The organism is Pseudomonas sp. H1h, from assembly GCF_000633255.1.
Lineage (GTDB): Bacteria > Pseudomonadota > Gammaproteobacteria > Pseudomonadales > Pseudomonadaceae > Aquipseudomonas.
The window spans coordinates 362,252-385,344 of sequence record NZ_AYMJ01000003.1; the positions used below are offsets into that span (position 1 = coordinate 362,252).

15 protein-coding genes (1 of these 15 cut by a window edge) are annotated in these 23,093 nt (G+C 62.5%); 13 read left to right on the top strand and 2 right to left on the bottom strand.

Annotated elements, in window-relative coordinates; genetic code table 11:
- From U862_RS0103460 to U862_RS0103470, 3 genes are all read left to right on the top strand, one after another.
- On the top strand, positions 1-5,521 hold the 3' end of the coding sequence (locus U862_RS0103460) for a non-ribosomal peptide synthase/polyketide synthase (protein ID WP_025109116.1). 12,317 nt of this gene lie to the left of the window's left edge; the window shows 5,521 of its 17,838 coding nt (coding positions 12,318-17,838); its start codon lies beyond the left edge, outside the window; it ends in the stop codon at positions 5,519-5,521.
- Positions 5,522-5,587: 66 nt separating this feature from the next.
- A complete protein-coding gene (gene macA / locus U862_RS0103465) occupies positions 5,588-6,736 on the top strand; it encodes a macrolide transporter subunit MacA (RefSeq protein WP_025109117.1) in 1,149 nt (382 codons plus the stop codon).
- A 2-nt stretch (positions 6,737-6,738) separates the two neighbouring features.
- A complete protein-coding gene (locus tag U862_RS0103470) occupies positions 6,739-8,697 on the top strand; it encodes a MacB family efflux pump subunit (protein WP_025109118.1) in 1,959 nt (652 codons plus the stop codon).
- Positions 8,698-8,758: 61 nt separating this feature from the next.
- Here the strand turns inward: U862_RS0103470 and U862_RS0103475 are convergent, their stop codons facing one another.
- On the bottom strand, positions 8,759-9,517 hold the full coding sequence (locus tag U862_RS0103475; RefSeq protein ID WP_025109119.1) for a helix-turn-helix transcriptional regulator: 759 nt from the start codon (positions 9,515-9,517) through the stop codon (positions 8,759-8,761).
- A gap of 318 nt (positions 9,518-9,835) precedes the next feature.
- On the opposite strand from U862_RS0103475, the gene ycaC reads away from it, so the two are divergent.
- From ycaC to U862_RS0103525, 10 genes are all read left to right on the top strand, one after another.
- The gene (gene ycaC, locus U862_RS0103480; protein ID WP_025109120.1) at positions 9,836-10,468 is read left to right on the top strand and encodes an isochorismate family cysteine hydrolase YcaC; all 633 of its coding nucleotides are present in this window, start codon (positions 9,836-9,838) and stop codon (positions 10,466-10,468) included.
- A gap of 243 nt (positions 10,469-10,711) precedes the next feature.
- Positions 10,712-11,764, top strand: a complete 1,053-nt coding sequence (locus U862_RS0103485; protein ID WP_025109121.1) for an isopenicillin N synthase family oxygenase — start codon at positions 10,712-10,714, stop codon at positions 11,762-11,764.
- A gap of 27 nt (positions 11,765-11,791) precedes the next feature.
- The gene (locus tag U862_RS0103490; RefSeq protein ID WP_025109122.1) at positions 11,792-12,601 is read left to right on the top strand and encodes a MetQ/NlpA family ABC transporter substrate-binding protein; all 810 of its coding nucleotides are present in this window, start codon (positions 11,792-11,794) and stop codon (positions 12,599-12,601) included.
- The gene (locus tag U862_RS0103495) at positions 12,598-13,398 is read left to right on the top strand and encodes a methionine ABC transporter ATP-binding protein (protein ID WP_115675146.1); all 801 of its coding nucleotides are present in this window, start codon (positions 12,598-12,600) and stop codon (positions 13,396-13,398) included. The genes U862_RS0103490 and U862_RS0103495 overlap by 4 nt, the downstream gene beginning before the upstream one ends.
- A complete protein-coding gene (locus U862_RS0103500) occupies positions 13,395-14,066 on the top strand; it encodes a methionine ABC transporter permease (protein WP_025109129.1) in 672 nt (223 codons plus the stop codon). Before U862_RS0103495 ends, U862_RS0103500 begins: the two co-directional genes overlap by 4 nt.
- Positions 14,067-14,074: 8 nt before the next feature.
- Positions 14,075-15,625, top strand: a complete 1,551-nt coding sequence (locus U862_RS0103505) for a sugar ABC transporter ATP-binding protein (RefSeq protein ID WP_025109123.1) — start codon at positions 14,075-14,077, stop codon at positions 15,623-15,625.
- Positions 15,618-16,643: an ABC transporter permease gene (locus tag U862_RS0103510; protein ID WP_025109124.1), complete on the top strand. Its 1,026-nt coding sequence runs from the start codon at positions 15,618-15,620 to the stop codon at positions 16,641-16,643. Before U862_RS0103505 ends, U862_RS0103510 begins: the two co-directional genes overlap by 8 nt.
- A 25-nt stretch (positions 16,644-16,668) precedes the next feature.
- Positions 16,669-17,724 (top strand): substrate-binding domain-containing protein, encoded by a 1,056-nt coding sequence (locus tag U862_RS0103515; protein ID WP_025109125.1) that lies wholly within the window; start codon positions 16,669-16,671, stop codon positions 17,722-17,724.
- A gap of 851 nt (positions 17,725-18,575) precedes the next feature.
- Positions 18,576-20,963: a TonB-dependent siderophore receptor gene (locus U862_RS0103520; protein ID WP_025109126.1), complete on the top strand. Its 2,388-nt coding sequence runs from the start codon at positions 18,576-18,578 to the stop codon at positions 20,961-20,963.
- Positions 20,964-21,004: 41 nt separating this feature from the next.
- Positions 21,005-22,369: an APC family permease gene (locus U862_RS0103525; protein WP_025109127.1), complete on the top strand. Its 1,365-nt coding sequence runs from the start codon at positions 21,005-21,007 to the stop codon at positions 22,367-22,369.
- On the opposite strand, the gene U862_RS0103530 is transcribed toward U862_RS0103525, so the two are convergent.
- Positions 22,366-22,827 carry a DUF3574 domain-containing protein gene (locus tag U862_RS0103530; protein ID WP_025109128.1) on the bottom strand — a complete coding sequence of 154 codons (462 nt, stop codon included), beginning with the start codon at positions 22,825-22,827 and terminating at the stop codon, positions 22,366-22,368. The two genes, U862_RS0103525 and U862_RS0103530, sit on opposite strands and share 4 nt — an antisense overlap.
- Positions 22,828-23,093: the final 266 nt, after the last annotated feature.

Below are 23,093 nucleotides of genomic sequence, written 5' to 3' on the forward strand. Positions count from 1 at the left end.
GCCTGGCGCGTTGCTCTATCGCACCGGCGACCTCGCACGCTGGCTGGCGCCGGGGCAACTCGATTGCATCGGGCGCAATGACGATCAGGTGAAGATCCGGGGTTTCCGCATCGAACTGGGAGAAATCGAGAGCCGCTTGCTCAGTTGCGCCGGGGTCAAGGAAGCGGTGGTGCTGGCACGTCGCGACGGCCAGGCAACCCCGCGTCTGGTGGCCTATTACACCGTGCACGATCAGCCGCTGGACAGCGCCGACCTGCACGCGCAATTGCAGGCGCGGTTGCCGGAATACATGGTGCCGAGTGCCTGGGTGCAACTTGCGACGTTGCCGCTGAACAACAACGGCAAGGTCGATCGCAAAGCGTTGCCCGCGCCGACCGAGGATGCGCTGCTCAGTCGCGCTTACGAGGCCCCGGTCACGGCGCTGGAAGCCAGTCTGGCCCGGGTCTGGGCCGAGGTGTTGCAGGTTGCGCAGGTCGGTCGTCACGACAACTTCTTTGAACTGGGTGGGCATTCGCTGCTGGCGATGCGCATGTTGTCGCAGGTGCGCCAACAACTGGGGATCGAGCTGGCGCTGGGTGAGCTGTTCGCCAACCCGGAACTGGCCGCCGTGGCGGACGTGCTCAGCCGTGCCGGACGCAGCACGCTGCCGGATATCCTGCCGGCGCCGCGTGATCAAGTGCTGCCGCTGTCGTTCGCTCAGCAACGCCTGTGGTTCCTGGCGCAGATGGGTGGCGGTAATAGCGCCTACAACATCCCGGTCGGCTTGCGCCTGCGCGGCCGGCTGGACGAAGACGCGCTGCAACGGGCGCTGGCGCGGATCGTTGCGCGCCACGAAACCCTGCGCAGCCGTTTCCATCAGCTTGACGATGAGGCCCAAGTGCAGATCCTGCCGGTGGACACCGGTGTGGTCCTGCGTGTCGAAGACTTGCGTGGCTATCCGCAGGCCGACGAGGCCCTGCACAGACTGGCCGAGGCCGAGGCCTGCGCGCCGTTCAATTTGCAGGACGATCCGTTGATGCGCGGTCGTCTGGTGCGGCTGGCGGACGATCACCACGTGCTGTTGCTGACCCTGCACCACATCGTCTCCGACGGCTGGTCGATGGGCGTGCTGACCCGTGAACTGGCGGCGTTGTATCAGGCGTTCAGTCACGGCCAGCCCGATCCGTTGCCGCCACTGGCGCTGCAATACACCGACTACGCGGTGTGGCAACGCCGCTGGCTCAGCGGCGAGGTGCTGCAACGCCAGAGCGATTACTGGCAACAGGCCCTGGCCGGCGCGCCGGCGTTGCTGACCCTGCCCACCGACCGACCGCGTCCGGCGCAGCAGGACCACAGTGGTGGCAGTGTCGAAATACAGCTGGGCGAACAGCTGAGTGCCGGGCTCAAGACCCTGTGTCAGCGCCGCGCAGTCACGCCGTACATGGTGATCATGAGCGCGTGGGCGATGACCCTCAGTCGCCTGTCCGGCCAGCCCGAGGTGGTGATCGGTTCGCCGGTGGCCAACCGCACTCGCGCCGAGATCGAAGGCTTGATCGGCATGTTCGTCAACACCCTGGCCTTGCGCATCGACACCTCGGACGAGCCGAGCGGCGAGGCGTTGCTGGCGCGGGTCAAGGCGCAAACCCTGCAAGCGCAGGCGCATCAGGACTTGCCGTTCGAACAGGTGGTGGAAATCTGTAAGCCGCTGCGCAGCCTGTCCCACAGCGCGTTGTTCCAGACGCTGCTCAGTTGGGACAACAACGACGGGCCGGCCCTGACCCTGGGTGAACTGAGCCTTGAAGGCGTGGCCGGGCCGAGCCGATTCGTCAAATTCGACCTGTCGTTGACCCTCGGTGAGCACCCGAGCGGGATTCGCGGGGCGCTGAACTACGCCACGGCGCTGTTCGACGAAGCGACCATTCGCCGCTTTGTCGGCTACTTCCAGCAACTGCTGGCGACGCTGGTCAACGATGATCAGGTTGTGCTGGCGCAAGTACCGTTGCTGGCGGCGGACGAGCGTCAGCGCTTGTTGGTGGACTTCAATGCGACGCAAGTCGAGTGCCCGCTGGAGCAACCGCTGCATGTGATGTTCGAAGCACAAGTGCGGCGCCGACCTGACGCGGTCGCCGTGCAGACGGCGGAACAGCGCCTGAGCTATCGCGAACTCAACGAACGCGCCAACCGCCTGGCCCATCACCTGCGCGAACTTGGTGTGCAGCCGGACGCGCGAGTGGCGATCTGCGTCGAGCGCGGGCTGGATCTGGTGGTCGGTCTGCTCGGCATCCTCAAGGCGGGCGGCGCCTATGTGCCGTTGGACCCGAGCTACCCGACGGAGCGTCTGGCCTACATGCTCAAGGACAGCGCGCCGACGGCGGTGCTGGTGCAGACGGCGACTCGCGGGTTGTTCGATAACGCGGCAGCCACGCTGATCGACCTTGACCACAGCACCTGGCAGACCCTGCCGGAGCTTGACTCGCAGGTGCCGGGCCTGAGCGCTTCGAACCTCGCTTACATGATCTACACCTCGGGTTCTACGGGCCTGCCGAAGGGCGTGATGATCGAGCACCGCAGCGCCTGCAACATGGTGCACTGGGGTTCGCAGCTCAGTCCGCCAACCGAACACGGCGCACTGCTGCAAAAGGCGCCGTTCAGCTTCGACAGTTCGGTGTGGGAGATCTTCTGGCCGCTGTGCTCCGGCATGCGTCTGGTGTTGGCGCGGCCCGACGGCAACCGCGATTCGGCGTACGTGGTGCAGACCATCCGCCAGCAACAGGTGACGGTGGTCAAGTTCGTCCCGGCGTTGCTGCAGCAGTTCATCGAGCAGGAGGGTGTCGAGCAATGCACCAGCCTCACCGACGTGCTTAATGGCGGCGGCGAACTCAGTGCCGCACTGGCGCGGCAGGTGCGCGCGCGGCTGCCGTGGGTGCGTTTGCACAACGTCTATGGCCCGACCGAAACCACGGTCGACAGCACCGGCTGGACGCTGGAACCGGCAATGCCGGTGCCGGACAGCGTGGTGCCGATTGGCAAAGCGTTGAGCAACACGCGCCTGTACGTGCTCGATGCTTACGACCAACCGGTGCCGCAAGGCGTCAGCGGTCAGTTGCACATTGGCGGTGTCGGCGTGGCGCGCGGTTATCACGGCTTGCCCGAGATGCAGGCCGAGCGTTTCATCGACAGCCCGTTTGTAGCGGGTGATCGGCTGTACCGCACCGGCGATCTGGTGCGTTACAACAACGACGGAAATCTAGAGTTTCTCGGCCGCAACGACTTCCAGATCAAGCTGCGTGGCTTGCGTCTGGAGCCAGGAGAAATCGAGGCGCGGCTGATCGAGCATCCGGCAATTCGCGAAGCGGTGGTGATGGTGCGCGACGAACGTCTGGTGGCCTGGTACAGCGTGCGCTCTGGCGTAGATGAACCCAGCCTGGAGACCTTGCGCGCCCACGTGCTGGAGCGTTTGCCGGAGTACATGGTGCCCGGTGCGTTCGTGCGGCTCGACGCCTTGCCGCTGACACCAAACGACAAGATCGACCGCAAGGCCCTGCCGGAACCGGGGGCGGACGCGGTGATCAACCGGCCTTACGTGGCGCCGCAGGGTGACGTCGAAACCACGCTGGCGCAGATCTGGGGCGAGGTGCTCGGTGTTGAACAGGTCGGGCGGCACGACAACTTCTTCGAACTCGGGGGCCATTCGTTGCTGGCGGTGCGGCTGGTCAATCTGATGCAAAGGGCCGGGCTGAAACTGTCGTTGGCCGAGCTGTTCCAGCATCCGAGCGTCGAATCTGCCGCCACGCTGCTGAGTCAGGACGAGGCGGGCGGGCAGCCGGACGGGCTGGTCGTGGTGCGCGCCGGGGAGCACGGTACGCCGTTGTTCCTGATGCATGAGTTCAGCGGCCGCGACGTGTATTTCCCGACGCTGGCCCAGCACATTGGCGGCGAGTTCCCGATCTACGGCTTGCCCGGCGTTCCCCTTGGGCAAGCGCAATTGCGCACCCTCGAGTGCATGGCGCAGCGCATGGTCGGGATCATCCGCGCGGTGCAGCCGCACGGGCCGTATCGTCTGGCCGGCTGGTCGTTTGGCGGCGTGCTGGCGCATGAGGTCGCGCAGCAATTGCTTGGCCTCGATGAACCGGTGGCGTTCATCGGCATGCTCGACAGCTATGCACCCAATCCGCTGGCCCAGGACAAGGCGATGTGGAGCGGTGAAGGGCTGGACAAACGTCAGTTGCTCGGCCATTGCCGTGGGCGTTCGATGATGCTCGGTGCCGAAGGCGAGGCGGCACTGGCGGCAGTGCAAGCGCTGGAAGCGCAGGTCGAACAGCTGGATTTCATTGAGCTGTTCCAGCGTTGCCAGGCGCAACAACTGACCGACCCGGAACTGGCGACGGTCAGCGCGGCGGATGCCTGGCACTACTTTGACCGCGAAGCGGCGCATCGCCTGGCGCTGGCACATTACCGGGTCAGCCCGGCGAGCCAGACGATCCACCTGTTCCGCGCCCAGGCGTTGATGGACGGGCAGTCCTTGCCGAGCCCGACCCGTGGCTGGGAAGAGCGTTTCGACCCGACGTTGCTGCGTTGCATCGACATCCCCGGCGATCACCGCACGATGATGAAACAGCCGCATATCCAGGCCCTCGGTCAGGCGATTACCCAGGCGCTGGAAACTCTGGTGGCGCCGGAGCCGACGCCGTATCAACCGCTGCTGACGATCCAGACCGGACACGTAGGGCATGCGCCGATTTTCTGTGTGCCGGGGGCGGGTGACAGTGTCACCGGGTTCATTCACCTGACCGAAGCCATCGGCCCGGAATGGCCGATCATCGGCCTGCAACCCCGGGGGCTGGACGGCGTCAGTGTGCCGCACAGCGAAGTGGAGGCGGCCGCGGCGTTCTACCTGCAGGCGATCGCGCAGATCTACCCGCAAGGGCCGGTGCATCTGATCGGCCATTCCTTCGGTGGCTGGGTGGCGCATGCAATGGCCGCGCAGTTGCAGGCGGCAGGACGTGAGGTGGCTTCGCTGACGTTGATCGACAGCGAGGCGCCGGGCGGCGACGGCACGGCCGGCAAACCGTACACGGCCACTGCCGCGCTGCAACGGCTGATCGACACACTGCAGTTGTCCTGCGGCAAATCGCTGGGCATCGATCCTGCACTGTTCGCCAACGCCGATGACACCACGCAATTGCGCTTGCTGCACGAAGGCATGGTGCGCGCCGGGGTGTTGTCGGAGCGGGCGGCGCCCAACGCGATGCACGGCCCGGTACGCACCTTCTCCAGCGCCTTGCGCACGGTCTATCAACCGCGTCTGGCCTATACCGGGCCGGTGCGGCTGGTACTGGTCGATGACCCGACGCTGGACGAGTGGGGCAATCAGCGCGAACAGGCGGCGGTGCTCGAGGGCTGGCAGCGTCAGGTCGACGATCTGGCGGTGTGGTACGGACCGGGCAACCACTTCACGATTCTCAAGGCGCCCAACGTCTTCAGTTTCGCGGCGTGGTGGCACGACGGCCTGTCGGTCGCGGTCGGCCAAGTGCTGTCCTGAATGGTGTTTTTCTATCAAGACCCGGCCGCTGGCCGGGTTCATCCCTGAACGGACTTGTGGTTATTTATGGAAAAGTCGAAGTTGCGCAAAGTCGGTATGGGGTTGGCGTTGGCGGCGGTGGCCGGATTGGTGCTGTACACGGTGCAGGCCCCCGCCGAGGCACCGAAATACCAGACGGCGCCGGTCGAGCGTACGGACATCGAAAACACCGTACTCGCCACCGGCTTGCTGGAGGGCATCAAGCAGGTGGACGTCGGCGCTCAGGTGTCGGGGCAGTTGAAGTCGCTCAAGGTCAAGGTCGGTGACAAGGTGAAGAAGGGCCAGTGGCTGGCGGAAATCGATCCGCTGGTACTGCAGAACACCCTGCGACAAGCGCAGGTCGATGAGGAAAACCTGCAGGCGCAAAAGCGCGCGACACAGGCTCAGCTCAGGCAGACCAAGGCGATCTACGAGCGCTATCAGAACCTGCAGGAAGACGCGTCGATCTCGCGTCAGGATTTCGAAACCGCGCAATCGAACTACGAAGTGCAGCAGGCCAACCTGTTGTCACTGGACGCGCAGATCAAGAGCGCACACATCCAGATCGACACCGCCAAGGTCAACCTTGCGTATACGCGGATTGTCGCGCCGATCGATGGCGACGTGGTCGGGATCGTCACTCAGGAAGGCCAGACGGTGATCGCGAACCAGTTGGCGCCGATCCTGCTGAAACTGGCGGACCTGGACACCATGACCATCAAGGCTCAGGTATCGGAAGCCGATGTGATTCACATCGCGCCGGGGCAGGCGGTGTATTTCACCATTCTGGGGGAGGACAAACGCTATTACGGCAAGCTGCGCGGCACTGAACCGGCGCCGCAGAATTTCCTCGAAACGCCGCCGGCCGGTACGCCGAAACAAAACAGCGCAGTGTTCTACAACGCGTTGTTTGAGGTGCCCAACCCCGACCACCGCTTGCGCATTTCGATGACCGCGCAGGTGCGCATCGTCCTCGACACCGCGCAATCGGTGCTGACGGTGCCGGTGGCGGCGCTCGGGCCGCGCAATGCCGATGGCAGCTTTACGGTGCGGGTCCTGGATGCCAGGGGCCAGGCGCAGTCGCGCAACGTGCAGACCGGGATCAACAACAACGTCAAAGTGCAGATCAATCAGGGCCTGAGTGAAGGCGACCGGGTCGTGATCGGTGATCCGTTACCTGCCGTGGCGGGGGCTTGAGCATGACGCAACCGCTGCTGCAACTGACCGGCATCACCCGCAGTTTCACCGCTGGCGATCGCGAGTTCCTGGCGCTGAAAAACATCAATCTGACGATCGAAGCCGGAGAAATGGTGGCGATTATCGGTGCTTCCGGTTCCGGCAAATCGACCTTGATGAACATCCTTGGTTGCCTCGATTACGCCACCGCTGGCAGCTACAAGATCAACGGTCAGGAGACCCGCGACCTCGACGATCAGGCGCTGGCCGAACTGCGCCGCGATTACTTCGGCTTCATCTTCCAGCGTTATCACTTGCTGCCGCACCTGAGCGCGATGCACAACGTCGAGATGCCGGCAATCTACGCCGGCACGCCTGCACCGCAGCGTCACGCCCGCGCTCGCGAGTTGCTGGCGCGGCTGGGGCTGGAGGGGCACCTGACGCACCGTCCAAGTCAGCTCTCCGGGGGCCAACAGCAACGGGTGAGTATCGCCCGGGCCTTGATGAACGGCGGTGAAGTGATCCTCGCCGACGAACCCACCGGCGCCCTCGACACGGCCAGCGGCAAGGAAGTGATGCGCATCCTGCTGGAGCTGCATGCGGCGGGGCACACGGTGATTCTGGTGACCCACGACCCGAAAGTCGCGGCCAACGCCGAACGCATCATCGAGGTCAGCGACGGCGAAATCCTCAGTGACCGCCTCAACGTGCGCGACAGCGGGCAACTGCCGAGCGAAGAGGACGTCGCGCCGAAACCACCGGCGACCCGCCGGCTGGTGGCCAGCCTGGGCCTGTTCAAGGAGGCGTTCAACATGGCTTGGGTGGCGCTGGTGTCGCACCGCATGCGCACCTTGCTGACCATGCTCGGGATTGTCATCGGCATCACTTCGGTGGTGTCGATTTCGGCCATCGGCGAGGGCGCCAAACGCTACGTGCTCAAGGACATTTCGGCGATCGGCAGCAACACCATCGATATCTATTCCGGCACCAGTTTCGGCGACAAGCGCGCGGCCTCGATCGAGACGCTGGTGCCGGCCGACGTTACCGCGCTGAATCAGCTGTATTACGTCGACAGCGCCACCCCGGTGGTCGGCCGCAGTATGCTCCTGCGTTATCGCAACATCGACCTCGACGCACAGATCAACGGTGTCAGCGACCAGTATTTCCAGGTACGCGGGATCAAGCTGGAGGCGGGCATCACCTTCAGTGAAAACGATGCCCGACGTCAGGCGCAGGTGGTGGTGATCGATTACAACACCCGGCATCGGTTGTTTGCCGAGGGCGTCGATCCGCTGGGCCAGGTGATCCTGATCGGCAACCTGCCGTGCACGGTGATCGGGGTCGCGGCGGAGAATAAAAACCTGTTTGCCTCGGGCAAGACCCTGAACGTCTGGGTGCCTTACGAAACCGCCGCCGGGCGCCTGTTGGGCCAGCGGTTTCTCGACAGCATCAGCGTGCGGATGAAGGACGGTCAGTCGAGCAAAGTGGTGGAAGAGCACGTCAACCGACTCATGCTGCAACGCCACGGTATTAAGGACTTCTACACCAACAATCTCGACAGCGTGATGCAGACCGTGCAGAAAACCAGCCGCTCGCTGGCGTTGCTGCTGTCGCTGATCGCGGTGATTTCGCTGGTGGTCGGTGGCATCGGGGTGATGAACATCATGCTGGTGTCGGTCACCGAGCGCACGCGGGAGATCGGCATTCGCATGGCGGTCGGTGCGCGTCAGTCGGACATTCGCCAGCAGTTTCTGGTGGAGGCGGTGATGGTCTGCCTGCTGGGCGGGGCGATCGGCATTTCCCTGTCGTACGCCATCGGGCACCTGTTTTCGGTGTTCATCAAGGAGTGGGAAATGGTCTTCTCGCTGGCCTCGGTGATCACGGCGGTGATCTGCTCGACCTTGATCGGCATCGTTTTCGGCTTCGTACCGGCGCGCAACGCCTCGCGTCTTGATCCGATCGAGGCGCTGGCCCGGGACTGAACGACGCCCGAAAAAAACCGCTGCCCGGGGAGGGCGGCGGTTTTTGCGTTCGGTCGAGGGCTCAGGCCGCCGTGGTGGCGTGGCTGGTGTCCTCGGGTGAATACATCCAGCGCATCAACGAATGCCGGCCGCTGATGCCCAATTTGATCGCGGCGCGCTTGAGATAGCTTTCCACCGTATTGACCTTCAACTGCAACTGCCCGGCCAGCTCCGGTGCGGTGCGCCCGGCAAGCAGACCGATGCACACCTCGGTTTCGCGATTGGACAGGCTCAGACCCAGTTGCTCGAGGCGCTCGGCAAAGCGTTGGCGCAGGTTTTCCAGGCCCGGTTGCGTGCCGTCGGCGTGGATCAATTGATCGTCTGCGCCGGGCCGTACCGGTTGCAGCGCATGGATGTGTTTTTCCACCATCGGTAACAGCACTGGGGAAATATCCTGCAACAAACTTCGCTCCTGGGCCGAGAAGCGCTGCGACTGATCGTTGCGATACACCGAGATCACATAGCGGTAGCCGTCCTTGCGCCGGGTGAGGTGCAGTTGCGAGGCGTCGGTACTGGCCGCCGGTAATGCGGCGGCCGGCTCAGCGGAGCGTGCGGCACTGTGTTCGGAGAACACTGTCTCGGCCAGCAGGGCCGGGTCTTTGCCGATGTCCGGCTGATTGTGACTTGCGGTGCGGCCCACCGGCTCAACGCGCACCTGGCGAATATGCGTGGCGTCCACCGCCAGTTGGGTCTGGATCAGGTCATGCAGCATCCGCGGAAAGTGCCGGCTGCCGGTGCTGGCGATGACTTTACCGATGTGGGGGAACAGGTGTGAGTTCATAAGCGTCATCCATGATTACAGGTGAAACAATCCATTCCTGGCCTGCGTCGACCGTATTCCTTGGCCGAGGCAAACTTCAGGAATTGGATCCTATCCTAGTACAACGTTTGGAAGACGGTTTAATGAAGGTGTTATTAGCTCATAACCGCCGACCCTCGGGATTTTTGTAGGCAGCGCCTGCATCTCTTTGCCCGATTGTCCCTTTTGAGTTGACAGTAAAACGCGTTTCAACAGATTTATCCGATCAGGTCGTGTCCGTAATCTGTGCCCATGTTCAACGCAACCCCAACCATCACAACCAAGAAAAGGGATTCAACCATGAGCACTGCAACCTACAACCGCCTGAACAAAGACGACGCCGTAGTCCTGTTGGTCGACCACCAGACTGGCCTGATTTCTCTGGTTCAGGACTTCTCGCCGAACGAGTTCAAGAACAACGTTCTGGCCTTGGCCGACCTGGCAAAATTCTTCAACCTGCCGACCATCCTCACCACCAGTTTCGAACAAGGCCCCAACGGCCCGCTGGTCCCGGAACTCAAGGAAATGTTCCCCGACGCACCGTACATCGCCCGCCCAGGCCAGATCAACGCCTGGGACAACGAAGACTTCGTCAAGGCGATCAAGGCTACCGGCCGCAAACAGATCATCATCGCCGGGGTCGTGACCGACGTCTGCGTAGCGTTCCCGACCCTGTCGGCACTGGCGGAAGGCTTCGACGTATTCGTTGTCACCGACGCCTCCGGCACCTTCAACACCACCGTCCAGCAAGCCGCCTGGAACCGCATGACCCAGGCCGGCGCACAAATGATGAACTGGTTCTCGGTCGCCTGCGAACTGCACCGCGACTGGCGCAACGACATCGAAGGGCTGGGCAATCTGCTGTCGCAGCGGATCCCGAACTATCGCAACCTGATGAACAGTTACTCGGCGATTACCGCAGCGCAGAAGTAAGCGTTGGTGCCAGACTAAAGCCTGCTTTGGAGAGCAGGCTTTTGTTTTTTCGACACCCGCAGCGCTGATCATCCCCAGCGCTAAGCTAATGCAAAAAAGATATTTGTTCGGTGTTTTTAATATCGTTTAGTTTTGGCTCACAGACGAACCAAAGCATCAAACCGATAGACCTCCCGATTGCCATGACGGCACACGCTGAATCGATCACAGGCTCTTCAGGTTTGATTCACACGGGAGTGAATCATGCCGCACGCATCAGTCATCAACACGCTGCCTATTCTTGATCTTTCGCTGCTCGACGGCTCGGCGCAGCAGCGCCGGCAATTTCTCGAAGACCTGCGCCATGCCGCCCGTGACGTCGGGTTCTTTTACCTGGCCGGGCATGGCATCGACGGTGCCTTGCTCAGGCAGGTCCAGGATCAGGCGCGGCAGTTCTTTGCCTTGCCGCAAAGCGATAAAGCCGCTGTCGGCATGATCAATTCGCCGCACTTTCGTGGTTACAACCGTGCCGCTTCCGAAATCACTCGCGGGCAACCTGACCTGCGCGAGCAGTTCGATCTTGGTGCCGAGCGCGAAGCGTTGCCGTGGTCGCCGGACAGCCCTTTCTGGACGCGGTTGCAGGGGCCCAACCAATGGCCGCAGGCCCTGCCGCAACTCAAGCCGTTGCTGCTCGACTGGCAGCAGGCGATGACGCGTATGTCGCTGCGTCTGTTGCGGGCGTTTGCCGAGGCGCTGTCGCTGCCGGCCGATGCCTTCGACCGCTTGTACGGCGACAAGCCCAACGAACACATCAAGCTGATGCGCTATCCGGGGCAGGCACGTGAGGCCAGTCATCAGGGGGTTGGCGCGCATAAGGATTCGGGGTTCCTGAGCTTTTTGCTGCAAGACCAGCAGGCGGGGCTGCAAGTGGAAGTCGAGGAGGGGCGCTGGATCGATGCGCTGCCCCGAGACAACACGCTGGTGGTGAACATCGGCGAACTGCTGGAGCTGGCCACCAACGGTTATCTGCGCGCCACCGTGCATCGGGTGGTGTCGCCACCTGAAGGCAGCGAACGTCTGTCCATCGCGTTTTTCCTCGGCGCGCAACTCGACGCCGTGGTGCCGCTGTATCCCTTGCCCACCGTGCTGCTGCGTGAAGCACGCGGCCCGGCGAGTGATCCGCTCAATCCGTTGTTTCGCGATGTCGGCTGGAACTACCTCAAGGGCCGGTTGCGCTCGCATCCCGACGTCGCCCGACGCTTTTATGCCGACGCACTGATGCCCGCTGCACCGGTTCGCAAGACCGCCAACGCCTGATTCATCACTCGCTCAAGGATTACGCCCATGTTGAAACAAGCAGGTTTGACCCTGGCCGTGCTTGGCGCGCTGGTGACTTCGTTTGGCGCTCAGGCGCTGGAGCCATTGCGGGTGGCGGCGGACCCGGTGCCGCACGCGCAGATCCTCGCCTACATCCAGAAGATCGATCCGCAACTCAACCTCAAGGTCATCGAGATCCCCAACGGCGTGAACTCCAACGAGTTGCTGGTGCACGGCGATGTCGATGCCAATTACTTCCAGCATCTGCCGTACCTCAAATCCCAGGAGCAGGCGCTGGGGCAGCAACTGGCGGTGGCGGCCACGGTGCATATCGAGCCGTTGGGGATTTATTCACGCCGGCACAAAAACTTCGCCCAAGTGCCGGAAAAAGGCACCGTGGCCGTCCCCAACAACGTCACCAACCTGAGCCGTGCGCTGTACCTTTTGCAGGACAACGGCCTGATCAAACTCAAGCCCGGTTTCAAGGACCCGGCGGCCGATCAGGCGACGCCCAAGGACATCGCCGAGAACCCCAAACAGCTGAAGATCCTTGAAATCGAATCGCCGCAGATTCCCCGGGCGCTGGACGATGTCGACCTCGCCGTGATCAACGGCAACTACGCGCTGGAAGCCGGGCTGGTGCCGGCCAGGGATGCGCTGGGGCTGGAGAAGGCTGAGCACAATCCGTACGCCAACATTCTGGTAACCACGCCGAAATTGCAGAACGATCCACGGATCGCGCAACTGGCCAGGGACCTGACTTCGCCGCAAGTGGCGAAATACATCACCGACACCTTCAATGGCTCGGTGATCCCAGTGGTGGATGCCACGCCATGATCGTCGTCGAGCAGGTCAGCAAAACGTATCCGGCCTCCACCGCGCCGGCACTCGATCAGGTGTCGCTGAACATTCCCGACGGCGCGATCTACGGCATTCTCGGGCGTAGCGGTGCGGGCAAATCGACCCTGCTGCGTTGCCTTAATCTGCTCGAACGCCCGGACAGCGGACGCATCCTGATCGACGGCGTGGACTTGCTGACGCTGTCCGCCAGCGACCTGCGCCGCCAGCGTCAGCGCATCGGCATGATTTTCCAGGGCTTCAACCTGCTGCACTCGCGCACCGTGTTCGACAACATTGCGGTGCCGCTGGAGATCGCCAACGTCGGCAAACCGTGGCGCCATGTACGGGTGCGCGAACTGCTGGAACTGGTCGGCTTGAGTGACAAGGCGCAAGCCTTTCCCTCGCAGTTGTCCGGTGGCCAGAAGCAACGCGTGGGGATTGCCCGCGCGCTGGCAGCAGAGCCGGCGTATCTGCTGTCGGACGAAGCCACCAGCGCGCTGGACCCGGACACCACCGCATCGATTCTCGACCTGTTGCGCGACATCAATCGGCAACTGGGCTTGACCATCGTGCTGATCACCCATGAGCTGGACGTGGTCAAATCGATCTGTGATCACGCCGCCTCCATGGCTGGCGGGCGACTGGTCGAGGCCGGGCCGGTGCCGCGACTGCTGGCGGATCCGCAGTCGCTGCTGGGCGCCTCGCTGCGTCCGACCTGTGGCCTGCCGTTGGGGCATGCCGCGCCGGGGCTGAGCTTCCTCAAGCAATACGGCGTACGGGCGGCCCAGTCATGAACCGCACAATCAATTGGGATGAAATCCTGCAACTGGTGTTCAACGCCACCGGCGAAACCCTGTACATGGTGCTGCTCGCCGGGCTGTTCACGCTGCTGATCGGTCTGCCGCTGGGGGTGTTGCTGTTTGTCAGCCGGCGCGACGGACTGTGGCCGCTGCCACGGCTGAATGCGGCACTGGGTTCGCTGGTCAACCTGGGGCGCTCGCTGCCGTTCGTGGTGATGCTGATCGCGCTGATTCCGCTGACCCGGCTGGTGGTCGGTACGACACTGGGCAGCACGGCGGCGGTGGTGCCGATCACCATTGGCGCGTTTCCGTTTTTTGCGCGGATCGTCGAGAACGCGCTGGATGAAGTTGACAAGGGCCGGATCGAAGCGATCCTCGCTATGGGCGGCGACATCCGCCACGTGATTTGCAAAGTGTTGCTGCCCGAAGCGCTGCCTGCGTTGCTGGCGGGGATCACCCTGACGCTGGTGATGCTGATCGGTTTTTCTTCCATGGCCGGGGTGATTGGCGGTGGTGGTCTGGGCGATCTGGCGATCCGTTATGGCTACCAGCGTTTCAACAATGAAGTGATGGTCGCCACCGTGGTGGTGCTGGTCATTCTGGTTCAGGGCGTGCAAAGCCTCGGAGACCGGCTGGTGCGGTCGCTGGCCCATCGACGTTAAGGAATCGTATGAGTGTCGTCGTGGCTCAAAAGCCGCTGATTCAAGTGCGCGAACTGAGCAAGACCTTCGGTTCGAACCGCGCGCTGGATAGCGTCAGCCTGCAGATTCATCCTGCCGAAGTGGTGGCGTTGCTCGGTGCCAACGGTGCGGGCAAATCGACGCTGGTGAAGATTCTGGCCGGCAGCCAACGTGCCGATGCTGGCGCGATTCATGTTGATGGGCAGCTCCGGCAGTTCAGCTCGCCGCTGTCGGCGCGGCGGGTGGGAATTGTCGCGGTGCATCAACAGATCAACGAGGGCATTGCCCCCGGTTTGAGTGTGGCGGAAAACCTGCTGCTCGATGAGTTGTGCAAACCCGACGCCGACTTCTGGCTCAATCGCAAGCGCCTGCTGGAACGCGCTGCGAGCATCGCCGCCGGGCTCGGGCTGGTGTTGCCGCTGGAGCAAACCATTGATCATCTGGGCCAGGCCGAACGGCAGTTGGTGGTGCTGGCACGGGCCTTTGCCTTGCAGCCGCGCCTGCTGATCCTGGATGAGCCGACGGCGGCGTTGTCCGACGCCGAGGCGCAGCGCCTGTTCGGTCTGATCGACACCTTGCGCAGCCGTGGAGTGGCGATCATCTACATCTCTCATCGCCTGTCCGATCTGCAACGAGTGGCGGATCGCGCCATTGTCTTGCGTGACGGGCGTCTGGCCGGGGAGTTCAGCGCGCGGCAGTTGCCCGAAGCGGTGCACGCGATGCTCGGGCAGGCGCTTGACGGGCATGTCTACAGGCCAGGGACTGTGGGGCGAAAAGTCCTGGGTGTGCGCGGCCTGCAGATTTTGCCACGCTCGCAACGGTTCGATTTCGACCTGCACGAAGGTGAGGTGGTGGTGCTGACCGGGTTGCTCGGCGCCGGCAAAAGCGAGATTGCCGAAGTGTTGTTCGGCCTGCGTGAAGCTGTGGCTGGCAGCCTGCAACTGGATGGCGTGGACTGGCAGCCGAACTCGCCAAGGGAAGCCATTCATCGCGGCGTGTTTCTCGCGGCGCAGGACCGGGCCAGCCAGTCGCTGGTGCCTGATTTTTCTTTGCGCCGCACACTGACGCTGCCGTTTCTGCAGCGCTTCACCCGCGCCGGTTTCATTCGCAACCGCGCTGAAGCAGCGGCGGTCGAGGCGCAAGTTGCGGCGCTGGGGATCAAGACCGCTGGAATCGAAGTGCCGATGAGCGCGCTGTCCGGCGGCAATCAACAGAAGGTCGTGCTGGGTCGCTGGTTGCTTGGGGCAGGGCGGGTGTTGATTCTCGACGAGCCGTTTCAGGGCGTTGATGTCCGGGCCCGCCGTGAGATCGGCCAACTGCTGCGCGACAGTGCCGTCGGCCGGGCGACGCTGGTGATTTGCGCGGATGTCGACGAAGCCCTGGAAATCGCTGATCGAATTCTTTTGTTGCGTGATCACGCGGTGGTCGCCGACTTCCCGCGCGCCGGTCTGCAACGCGCCACGCTGGTCGCCGCGCTGGCCGGCACCGAGGTGATCGAACATCCCTTTCATGCCACGCCAAGGAGCAGAGCGAGTGCCTGATTCGAGTTCACTGTTATCGAGCGCAGCGGCACCCGCCGAGCGCTTGCTGCAAGCGTTGATCCGCTATGGCCTGTTGTGGCTGCTGGCGCTGATCGTGGTGTTTTTCAGCGTCGCGGAGCCAGCGTTTTTACGCGTTGGCAACCTGTTCAGCATCTTGCAGTCGGTATCGATTGTTGCGCTGCTGGCGCTTGGTGTGACGTTGACCATGGCCGTTGGCGGGCTGGATTTGTCGATCGGTGCGGTGGCTGCGATGAGCCTGATGATCGCCAGCTACGTCATGGTGGTGCTCGGTTGGGGTGCGGTGCCGGCGGTGCTGATCAGTCTGGCCGGCGGCGCATTGGTCGGACTGCTCAATGGCTGGCTGATCGTCAAGCTGCGGGTGCCGGACATTCTCGCGACGCTGGGCAGCATGTTTCTGGTGATCGGGGTGCAACTGATTCCCACCGGTGGGCGCTCGATTGCGGTGGGCATGACTTTGCCCAGTGGCGAGGAAACTGAAGGGGCCTTCAGTGCGGCGTTTCTCGCCCTGGGTCGCGGACGGCTGTGGGAGGTGGTGCCGGTGCCGGTGTTGATCACTGCGCTGGTGGCGCTGGCGGTGTGGTTGTTTCTCGAGCGCACGCGCGTCGGGCGTTTGTTTTATGCGATCGGCGGTAATGAGCAGGCGGCGCGGCTGGCGGGGGCACCGGTGCAGCGCTTCAAGTTGCTCGCTTACGTGCTGTCGGCGCTGCTCGCATCGCTCGGCGGTTTGTTGTTGGCTGCTCGTTTGGGTCGGGGCGACGTCAGCTCCGGCAATGGTCTGGTGCTGGACGCGCTCGGTGCGGCGCTGATCGGTTTTGCCGTGCTTGGCGCGAAGAAGCCAAACGCTTTCGGCACGCTGGTCGGGGCATTGCTGGTGGCCTCGCTGCTCAATGGCCTGACCATGCTCAACGCGCCGTATTACGCGCAGGATTTCGTCAAGGGACTGGTGCTGGTGCTGGCCCTGATGTTCACCTTCGGCCTCGCGCATCGGGCGCGCTGAGTCGACATCGTTCAAGGAAAGTCGTATGCATGGTTCACTCAAACAGTTCGCGCGCCATTGCCTCGCCGGCGCCATGCTCTCGGCGTTGGCCTTGAGCGCTCAGGCCAAGGCCTTACCGGGTGCGCCGGCACCGTTTGACAAGGGCCAGGTGCAGATCGCTCTGGTCGGTTATCTGTTTTCCGGGGACTTTCCCGAGGCGTATCTGCGCGGCGTGGAGAAACAGACCGAAGCGCTGGGAGCCAACCTGCGGGTATTCGATGCGCGGCAGCAGGCGGCGAGTCAGGGCGAGATGATCGATCAGGCGATCGATCTCGGGGTCGACGGGATCATTGTGCAACTGGGGTTGGCGGAAACCCTCAAGGGACCGATTGACCGGGCGATCGCCAAAGGCATCAAGGTGGTGGCGTTCGACGTCGACCTGAACAGCCCGCAAGTGACGCAGGTCGAGCAGGATCACCACGCGCTGGCGCGACTGGCGCTGGAGCAGGCGGTGAAGGACAACGGCACACGGTTCGACGCCGGTTACGTGTACATCAGCGGCTTCACGCCGATGGAGCGTCGCGACGAGATCTGGAGTCAGGTGAAGAAGGCTAATCCGGGCATCATTGAAAAGGCGCGATTCGGCACGCTCAACCCGCCGATTGCCAACTCGGTGGCGGATCAGGCCAGCGCGGTGTTACGCGCCAATCCGGGGATCAGCGTGATCTTCGCGCCGTTCGACGAGTTTGCCAAAGGCGCGAAGATTGCTGTCGACGAGGCCGGGTTGGGGCGCAAGGTGAAGATCTACAGCGCCGACATTTCCACCGCCGACATCCAGATCATGAAAGAACCGGACAGCGCCTGGGCGGCGACCGCGGCGGTCAATCCGCAAGTAGCGGGGGCGATCAGCGTGCGCAGTCTGGCGATGTTGATTGCCGGCGAAAATCCGGGGCATCAGGTGCTGGTGCCACCGACCTTGATCACCCGTCAGCAGTTGCTGGACCTGGACGTGAAAAACGTCCGCGACCTGGCGCAGAAACTCCCGGCCTTCGGTGATACCGCCAATGTGGCGCGGGCCGAGTGGATACCTGTGGCCAACTGAAAACTATCATCCAACGACAGATTCCGTGGGAGCGAGCCTGCTCGCGAAGAGGCCATTCCAGTCAACATCTTCAGTGACTGATACACCGCTTTCGCGAGCAGGCTCGCTCCCACATTGGATCTATGTCGTACGGATAATCTGTGTTCCCCCCCAATAAAAACTGTGGGAGCGAGCCTGCTCGCGAAGAGGCCATTCCAGTCGGCATATTCACTGACTGACACACCGCTTTCGCGAGCAGGCTCGCTCCCACATTGGATCTATGTCGTACGGATAATTTGTGTTCCCCCCAATAAAAACTGTGGGAGCGAGCCTGCTCGCGAAGAGGCCATTCCAGGCGGCATATTCGGAGACTGACACACCGCTTTCGCGAGCAGGCTCGCTCCCACATTGGATCTATGTCGTACGGATAATCTGTGTTCCCCCCCAATAAAAACTGTGGGAGCGAGCCTGCTCGCGAAGAGGCCAGTCCAGTCGGCATATTCGGAGACTGATACACCGCTTTCGCGAGCAGGCTCGCTCCCACAGGTGTGGTGGTTATGCTTGAGTTAGTTGTTGGTTAGTTGAATTGCTGTTGTTCTGGCAACACTTGTGTTGCCCTTAAAACAACTAACTGCGCTGATCTAACCTAAGTGTTATTGGTTCTTTTGCGCCCGGCAGCGGCTCGTCTAGCATCAGCATTCAAGGGGGAATGACTTACTTTGGGGATTCTGCGTTTCACCCACTAACCACGTTAAAACAGCCTTCACCGCCTTCCTGATTTCTAAAACTACAGCAGACATTGCCGCGCATTGATTGCCGAACTCTTATTGTCGGCAACGGCCGGGTATTAGCTGCGATAAAGGAGCCGTAACATGCATCAGCGTTCCCGTTCATTACTCGCCATCGCGGTTGTCGGTGCGATCTGGCAACTTCCGGCGCAAGCCGAGGACACGTCCACGCGTGTTGACGATGACACACGGCTGGGTACCGTGCTGGTCACCGGCACCCGTGGCACTGCGCGCACGGTGCTGGACTCACCGGTGCCGGTGGACGTGTTGACCGCCGCCGACCTCAAGTCCACTGGCGCTGCCGACGGTGAGCTGGGCCAGGCGCTGCAGACGTTGCTGCCGTCCTTCAGCATGCCGCGTCAGTCCAACTCCGGTGGCGCTGACCATGTGCGCGCCGCGCAGCTGCGTGGCATGAGCCCGGATCAAGTTCTGGTGCTGGTCAATGGCAAGCGCCGCCACACTTCGGCGGTGGTCAACGACTCATCAAAAATCGGCCGCGGCACGGCGCCGGTGGACTTCAACTCAATCCCCATCAGCGCGATCAAACGCATCGAAGTACTGCGCGACGGTGCCGGGGCGCAGTACGGCTCCGATGCGATTGCCGGGGTGATCAACATCATCCTCGACGACGCCCCCGAAGGTGGTGAAGTGTCCACCAGTTACGGTGCCTATCACACCCATCAGGATGCGATCGGCCGCACCACCACCGACGGCCAGAACAGCGTGACCACCGCCAAGATCGGCACGCGCCTGGGCGAAGAGGGCGGTTTCATTCGCGGCGGCACCGAGTACAAAAACCGCAACCCGACCAACCGCGCCGGTTTCGACGGTTTCGCCGATACCCCCGAGCAGCGCAACTACGTGATGGGTGACGGTCTGGCGCGGGACGTCAACCTGTGGTTCAACAGCGAGGTACCGCTGGCCGGCGGCAAGGCTTACAGCTTCGGCACCTACAACCAGCGCCATACCACCGGCGCCGAGTTCTATCGCTACCCCTACGAGCAGCCGCAATTCTATCCCAACGGCTATCTGCCGCAGTCGCTGGGCGACAACAAGGACATCTCCGCCACGGCCGGTTTCAAAGGCATGATCGGCGAAGACTGGGATTTCGACAGCAGCGTCACCCATGGCCGCAACCGGTTTGACGGGTCCACCCGCCGCACCCTCAACGTCAGCCTCGGAGAAGATTCGCCGACGAAGTTCGACACTGGCGATTACGAGCTGCGCCAAACCACCACCAACCTCGACTTCAGCCGAGAATTGCGCCTCGGCGGGCGCTCGTTTGTGTTGGCTCTGGGCGGCGAATACCGCTACGAAAACTACCTGACCTACGCCGGCGACGAAGCCTCTTACATCGGCTCCGGCGCTGACGGCGCGAATGGCTTGCGCCCCAGCGAAGAGTCGGACCTGGACCGCAACGTGTTTGCCACTTACGCCGAGGTCTCGGGTGATCTCACTGACCGCTTCTTCGTCGACGCCGCAACTCGCTGGGAACATTACGACGATGCCGGCAGCAAACTCACCGGCAAGCTCAGTGGCCGCTACAAACTGACCGAACAGTGGGCGTTGCGCGGCGCGGTGTCGAACAACTTCCGCGCGCCGTCGCTGGCCCAAAGCGGTTTCCAGAACACCACCAGTAATTTCGGCGAAGGCGGCACCCTGACTGACATTCGCGTGCTCTCGGTCAACGACCCGATCGCCCGTGCGCTGGGGGCGCAAAAGCTCGATCCGGAAACCTCGAAGAACTTCAGCCTCGGCCTGACCTTCCAGTTGAACGAACGTTTCGACGCCTCGCTCGACGTGTTCCGCATCGACGTCAAGGACCGCATCACCCTGTCGCAGCGCATCGGCAGCGACGCCATGGAGCAATACATCAATGACACCTTCGGCGTGCCGGGGGTGCACGACGTCAATTTCTTCACCAACGCCGCCGACACCAGCACCCACGGCGCCGAACTGGTGCTCAACTACCACCAGCCGCTGTATGACGGACAACTCGGCTTGACCACCGCATACACCTATAACCACACCAGCGTCACCCACACCAAAGGCACGCCGTCGCAGCTCAGCGCGTTGGGCATCGGTGGCGACGCTCTGGTCGGCGTCGAAGAAACCAACACCCTGACCGACGCCGCGCCCAAGGATCGTTTCGTGTTCACGGCCAACTGGGCCAGCGAACACTGGGGCCTGCTCGGTCGTCTGACCCGTCAGGGCGAGACCACCCGGGTGTTCGATTTCGGTGACTCGCAACCGGAGCAGACCTATGGCGCGGTGTGGCAACTGGACGCCGAGGTGACCTACAAATTCACCCCGAAATTCAGCGTGGCGCTGGGCGGCAACAACCTCACCGACAATTACCCGGAACGCTCCGGCTCGGCGATCAACTACGGTGGCAACCTGCCGTATGACGTGCTGTCGCCGATCGGCACCAACGGTGCTTATTACTACGCCAGCGCCACCTACGGCTTCTGAGCCGAACCGCCATGGACGGCGGATTTTCTGCAGGACTGTTTATGAGCCACTCGAACGGCCCCAAGCGCCATTTGCCGGTGTTGCAGGCGTTGTTGATCACGCTGGGCATGGTGATCACTACCGACATCCTCAAGACTGCGCCGACCGTGGCACTGAACGTCGGGCCTTCCTGTTTTTACTGGGTCTGGGTCCTCGGCGGTCTGGCGTCGATGGCCGGAGCCTTGTGCTTCGCCGAAATGGCCACGGCCTTTCCGCATCCGGGTGGCGACTATCACTTTCTGCGCACCGCCTATGGCGAGCGCATGGGGCTCCTGTTCGCCTGGTCGCGTTTTTCGGTGATGCACACCGGGTGGATTGCCTTGTCGGCGTTCATGTTTGCCGATTACTTCAACGCCGTGGTGCCGCTCGGTCGATACGGCCCGGGACTGTTTGCCGGTGGAATAATAGCGGCGCTGGTGCTGCTCAATCTCACCGGCAAACACATCGGGTTCATCACTCAGACCTTGCTGGTGGGCTTGTTGGCCCTGGGCTTTTTGAGCATTGCCAGCGCAGGTGTGTGGCTGGCGTGGCAGGGGATCGAAGCAGCGGCTCCGAGCGTATCGGTCACGCCGGAAAACACTGGCATGGCCGGGTTATCGGCGGCGATGATTTTCGTGTTTCTCGCATTCGGCGGCTGGAGCGATGCGGCAACGTTGTCGGCGGAAGTGCGCGACGGTCGACGCGGCATATTCATTGCGATGCTCGGTGCACTGACGGTGCTGATGGCGATCTACCTGGCGCTGAACTGGGCGTTTGTCCAAGGCCTGGGTTTTGCCGGACTGGCCGCGAGCAACGCGCCCGCGGTGGAACTGCTGAACCGGGCGTTCGGTGCGCCGGGCGTGCTGTTGATTCTGCTGATGGTCGGTATCGCGGCCATCGCCACTATCAATTCGACCTTGCTGGTCGGCGCCCGCACCACCTACGCCGCCGCCCGCGATGTACCGCAATTGCGCCGCTTCGGCGAGTGGAATGAACGCGACGGCGTGCCGCGCAAGGCTTTGCTGGCGGAGGGCGCAGTCGCGTTGTTGCTGGTGCTGTTCGGCAGTTTCACCCAGAGCGGTTTCAACACCATGGTCGAGTACCTGACACCGGTGTACTGGCTGTTTCTCAGCTTGAGCAGCCTGGCCTTGATCATTTTGCGGCGGCGCTTTCCCGAGGTGCCGCGGCCGGTTCGGGTGCCGTTGTATCCGCTGTTGCCGCTGCTGTTTTTCGGTCTGTGCCTGTACATGCTCTATTCGAGCGTGACAGTGGTGGGCTGGGGCGCGTTTCTGGGGATTGGCGTGTTGCTGGTGGGCGCGTTGCTGTTGGCGGGATTGAGCCGCCTGGCGTCGACGCCTCGGCAAGCTCTTGGACCTGTCGCTGATTAAAACGAAACGTGCGCCGGTTGCGACAGGCGCAGTACCGACAAGTCTCCGGTAATGCGTTTGTACGCCAGCCGAATCGCCTCGATATTGCCGTCATTCTGCGGATTGTTTTCGTGCAAAATCACGATGACCTTGGTGCTCAGGCGCTCAGGCTCCTTTGCCCCATGATCGCGCCACTGTCCGTAGGCATCGAAGACGGTGAACCCGTCGGGAAACCTCGAGGTGACTTCCTTATCGAGAAACTCGCGCCAGCGCGCGGGGCTGACCGCACCTTCCTTGCCATCCACCGTGCCCACCGAGAAGTACAACTCGGTGCGAATCCACTGTGCCTGCGCCGGACGCGTGGCGTCGCCTTGCAGGGTCGAACTGACGGGGTCTTTGGTGTGCACGGAAACCGCAGGAGGACTGGCGCACCCGGCGACAGCGAGGAACAGCGCAGCCAATAACAGGCGTCTTTGCATGGAACATCCCTTTTGATGAGTTGAGTGCCGACGCGCAATTATAGAAGGCGAGGTTAATAGCGATAAAAGATTAAAAAATGGTTCTGTGCTCGATTTCTGGAATAAGAAAAGTCATCTGTCCGGGCTTGAGCGATACCTTGTTCCAGAATCGCGGCTTCCAAGCGATTCACTGCGAACACAAGTCTGGCGACCGACACGAACACTGTGGGAGCGGGCTTGCTCGCGAAAGCGCCGGGTCAGTCAACACGATGCCGGATGTGCCGACG

Coding starts and splice junctions, on each gene's coding strand:
- U862_RS0103505 (WP_025109123.1), top strand. CDS start 14,075: ATGAGTGTCGTCGTGGCTCAAAAGCCGCTGATTCAAGTGCGCGAACTG.
- U862_RS0103490 (WP_025109122.1), top strand. CDS start 11,792: ATGTTGAAACAAGCAGGTTTGACCCTGGCCGTGCTTGGCGCGCTGGTG.
- U862_RS0103520 (WP_025109126.1), top strand. CDS start 18,576: ATGCATCAGCGTTCCCGTTCATTACTCGCCATCGCGGTTGTCGGTGCG.
- U862_RS0103525 (WP_025109127.1), top strand. CDS start 21,005: ATGAGCCACTCGAACGGCCCCAAGCGCCATTTGCCGGTGTTGCAGGCG.
- U862_RS0103530 (WP_025109128.1), bottom strand. CDS start 22,827: ATGCAAAGACGCCTGTTATTGGCTGCGCTGTTCCTCGCTGTCGCCGGG.
- U862_RS0103485 (WP_025109121.1), top strand. CDS start 10,712: ATGCCGCACGCATCAGTCATCAACACGCTGCCTATTCTTGATCTTTCG.
- U862_RS0103500 (WP_025109129.1), top strand. CDS start 13,395: ATGAACCGCACAATCAATTGGGATGAAATCCTGCAACTGGTGTTCAAC.
- U862_RS0103495 (WP_115675146.1), top strand. CDS start 12,598: ATGATCGTCGTCGAGCAGGTCAGCAAAACGTATCCGGCCTCCACCGCG.
- U862_RS0103475 (WP_025109119.1), bottom strand. CDS start 9,517: ATGAACTCACACCTGTTCCCCCACATCGGTAAAGTCATCGCCAGCACC.
- U862_RS0103470 (WP_025109118.1), top strand. CDS start 6,739: ATGACGCAACCGCTGCTGCAACTGACCGGCATCACCCGCAGTTTCACC.
- U862_RS0103515 (WP_025109125.1), top strand. CDS start 16,669: ATGCATGGTTCACTCAAACAGTTCGCGCGCCATTGCCTCGCCGGCGCC.
- ycaC (WP_025109120.1), top strand. CDS start 9,836: ATGAGCACTGCAACCTACAACCGCCTGAACAAAGACGACGCCGTAGTC.
- macA (WP_025109117.1), top strand. CDS start 5,588: ATGGAAAAGTCGAAGTTGCGCAAAGTCGGTATGGGGTTGGCGTTGGCG.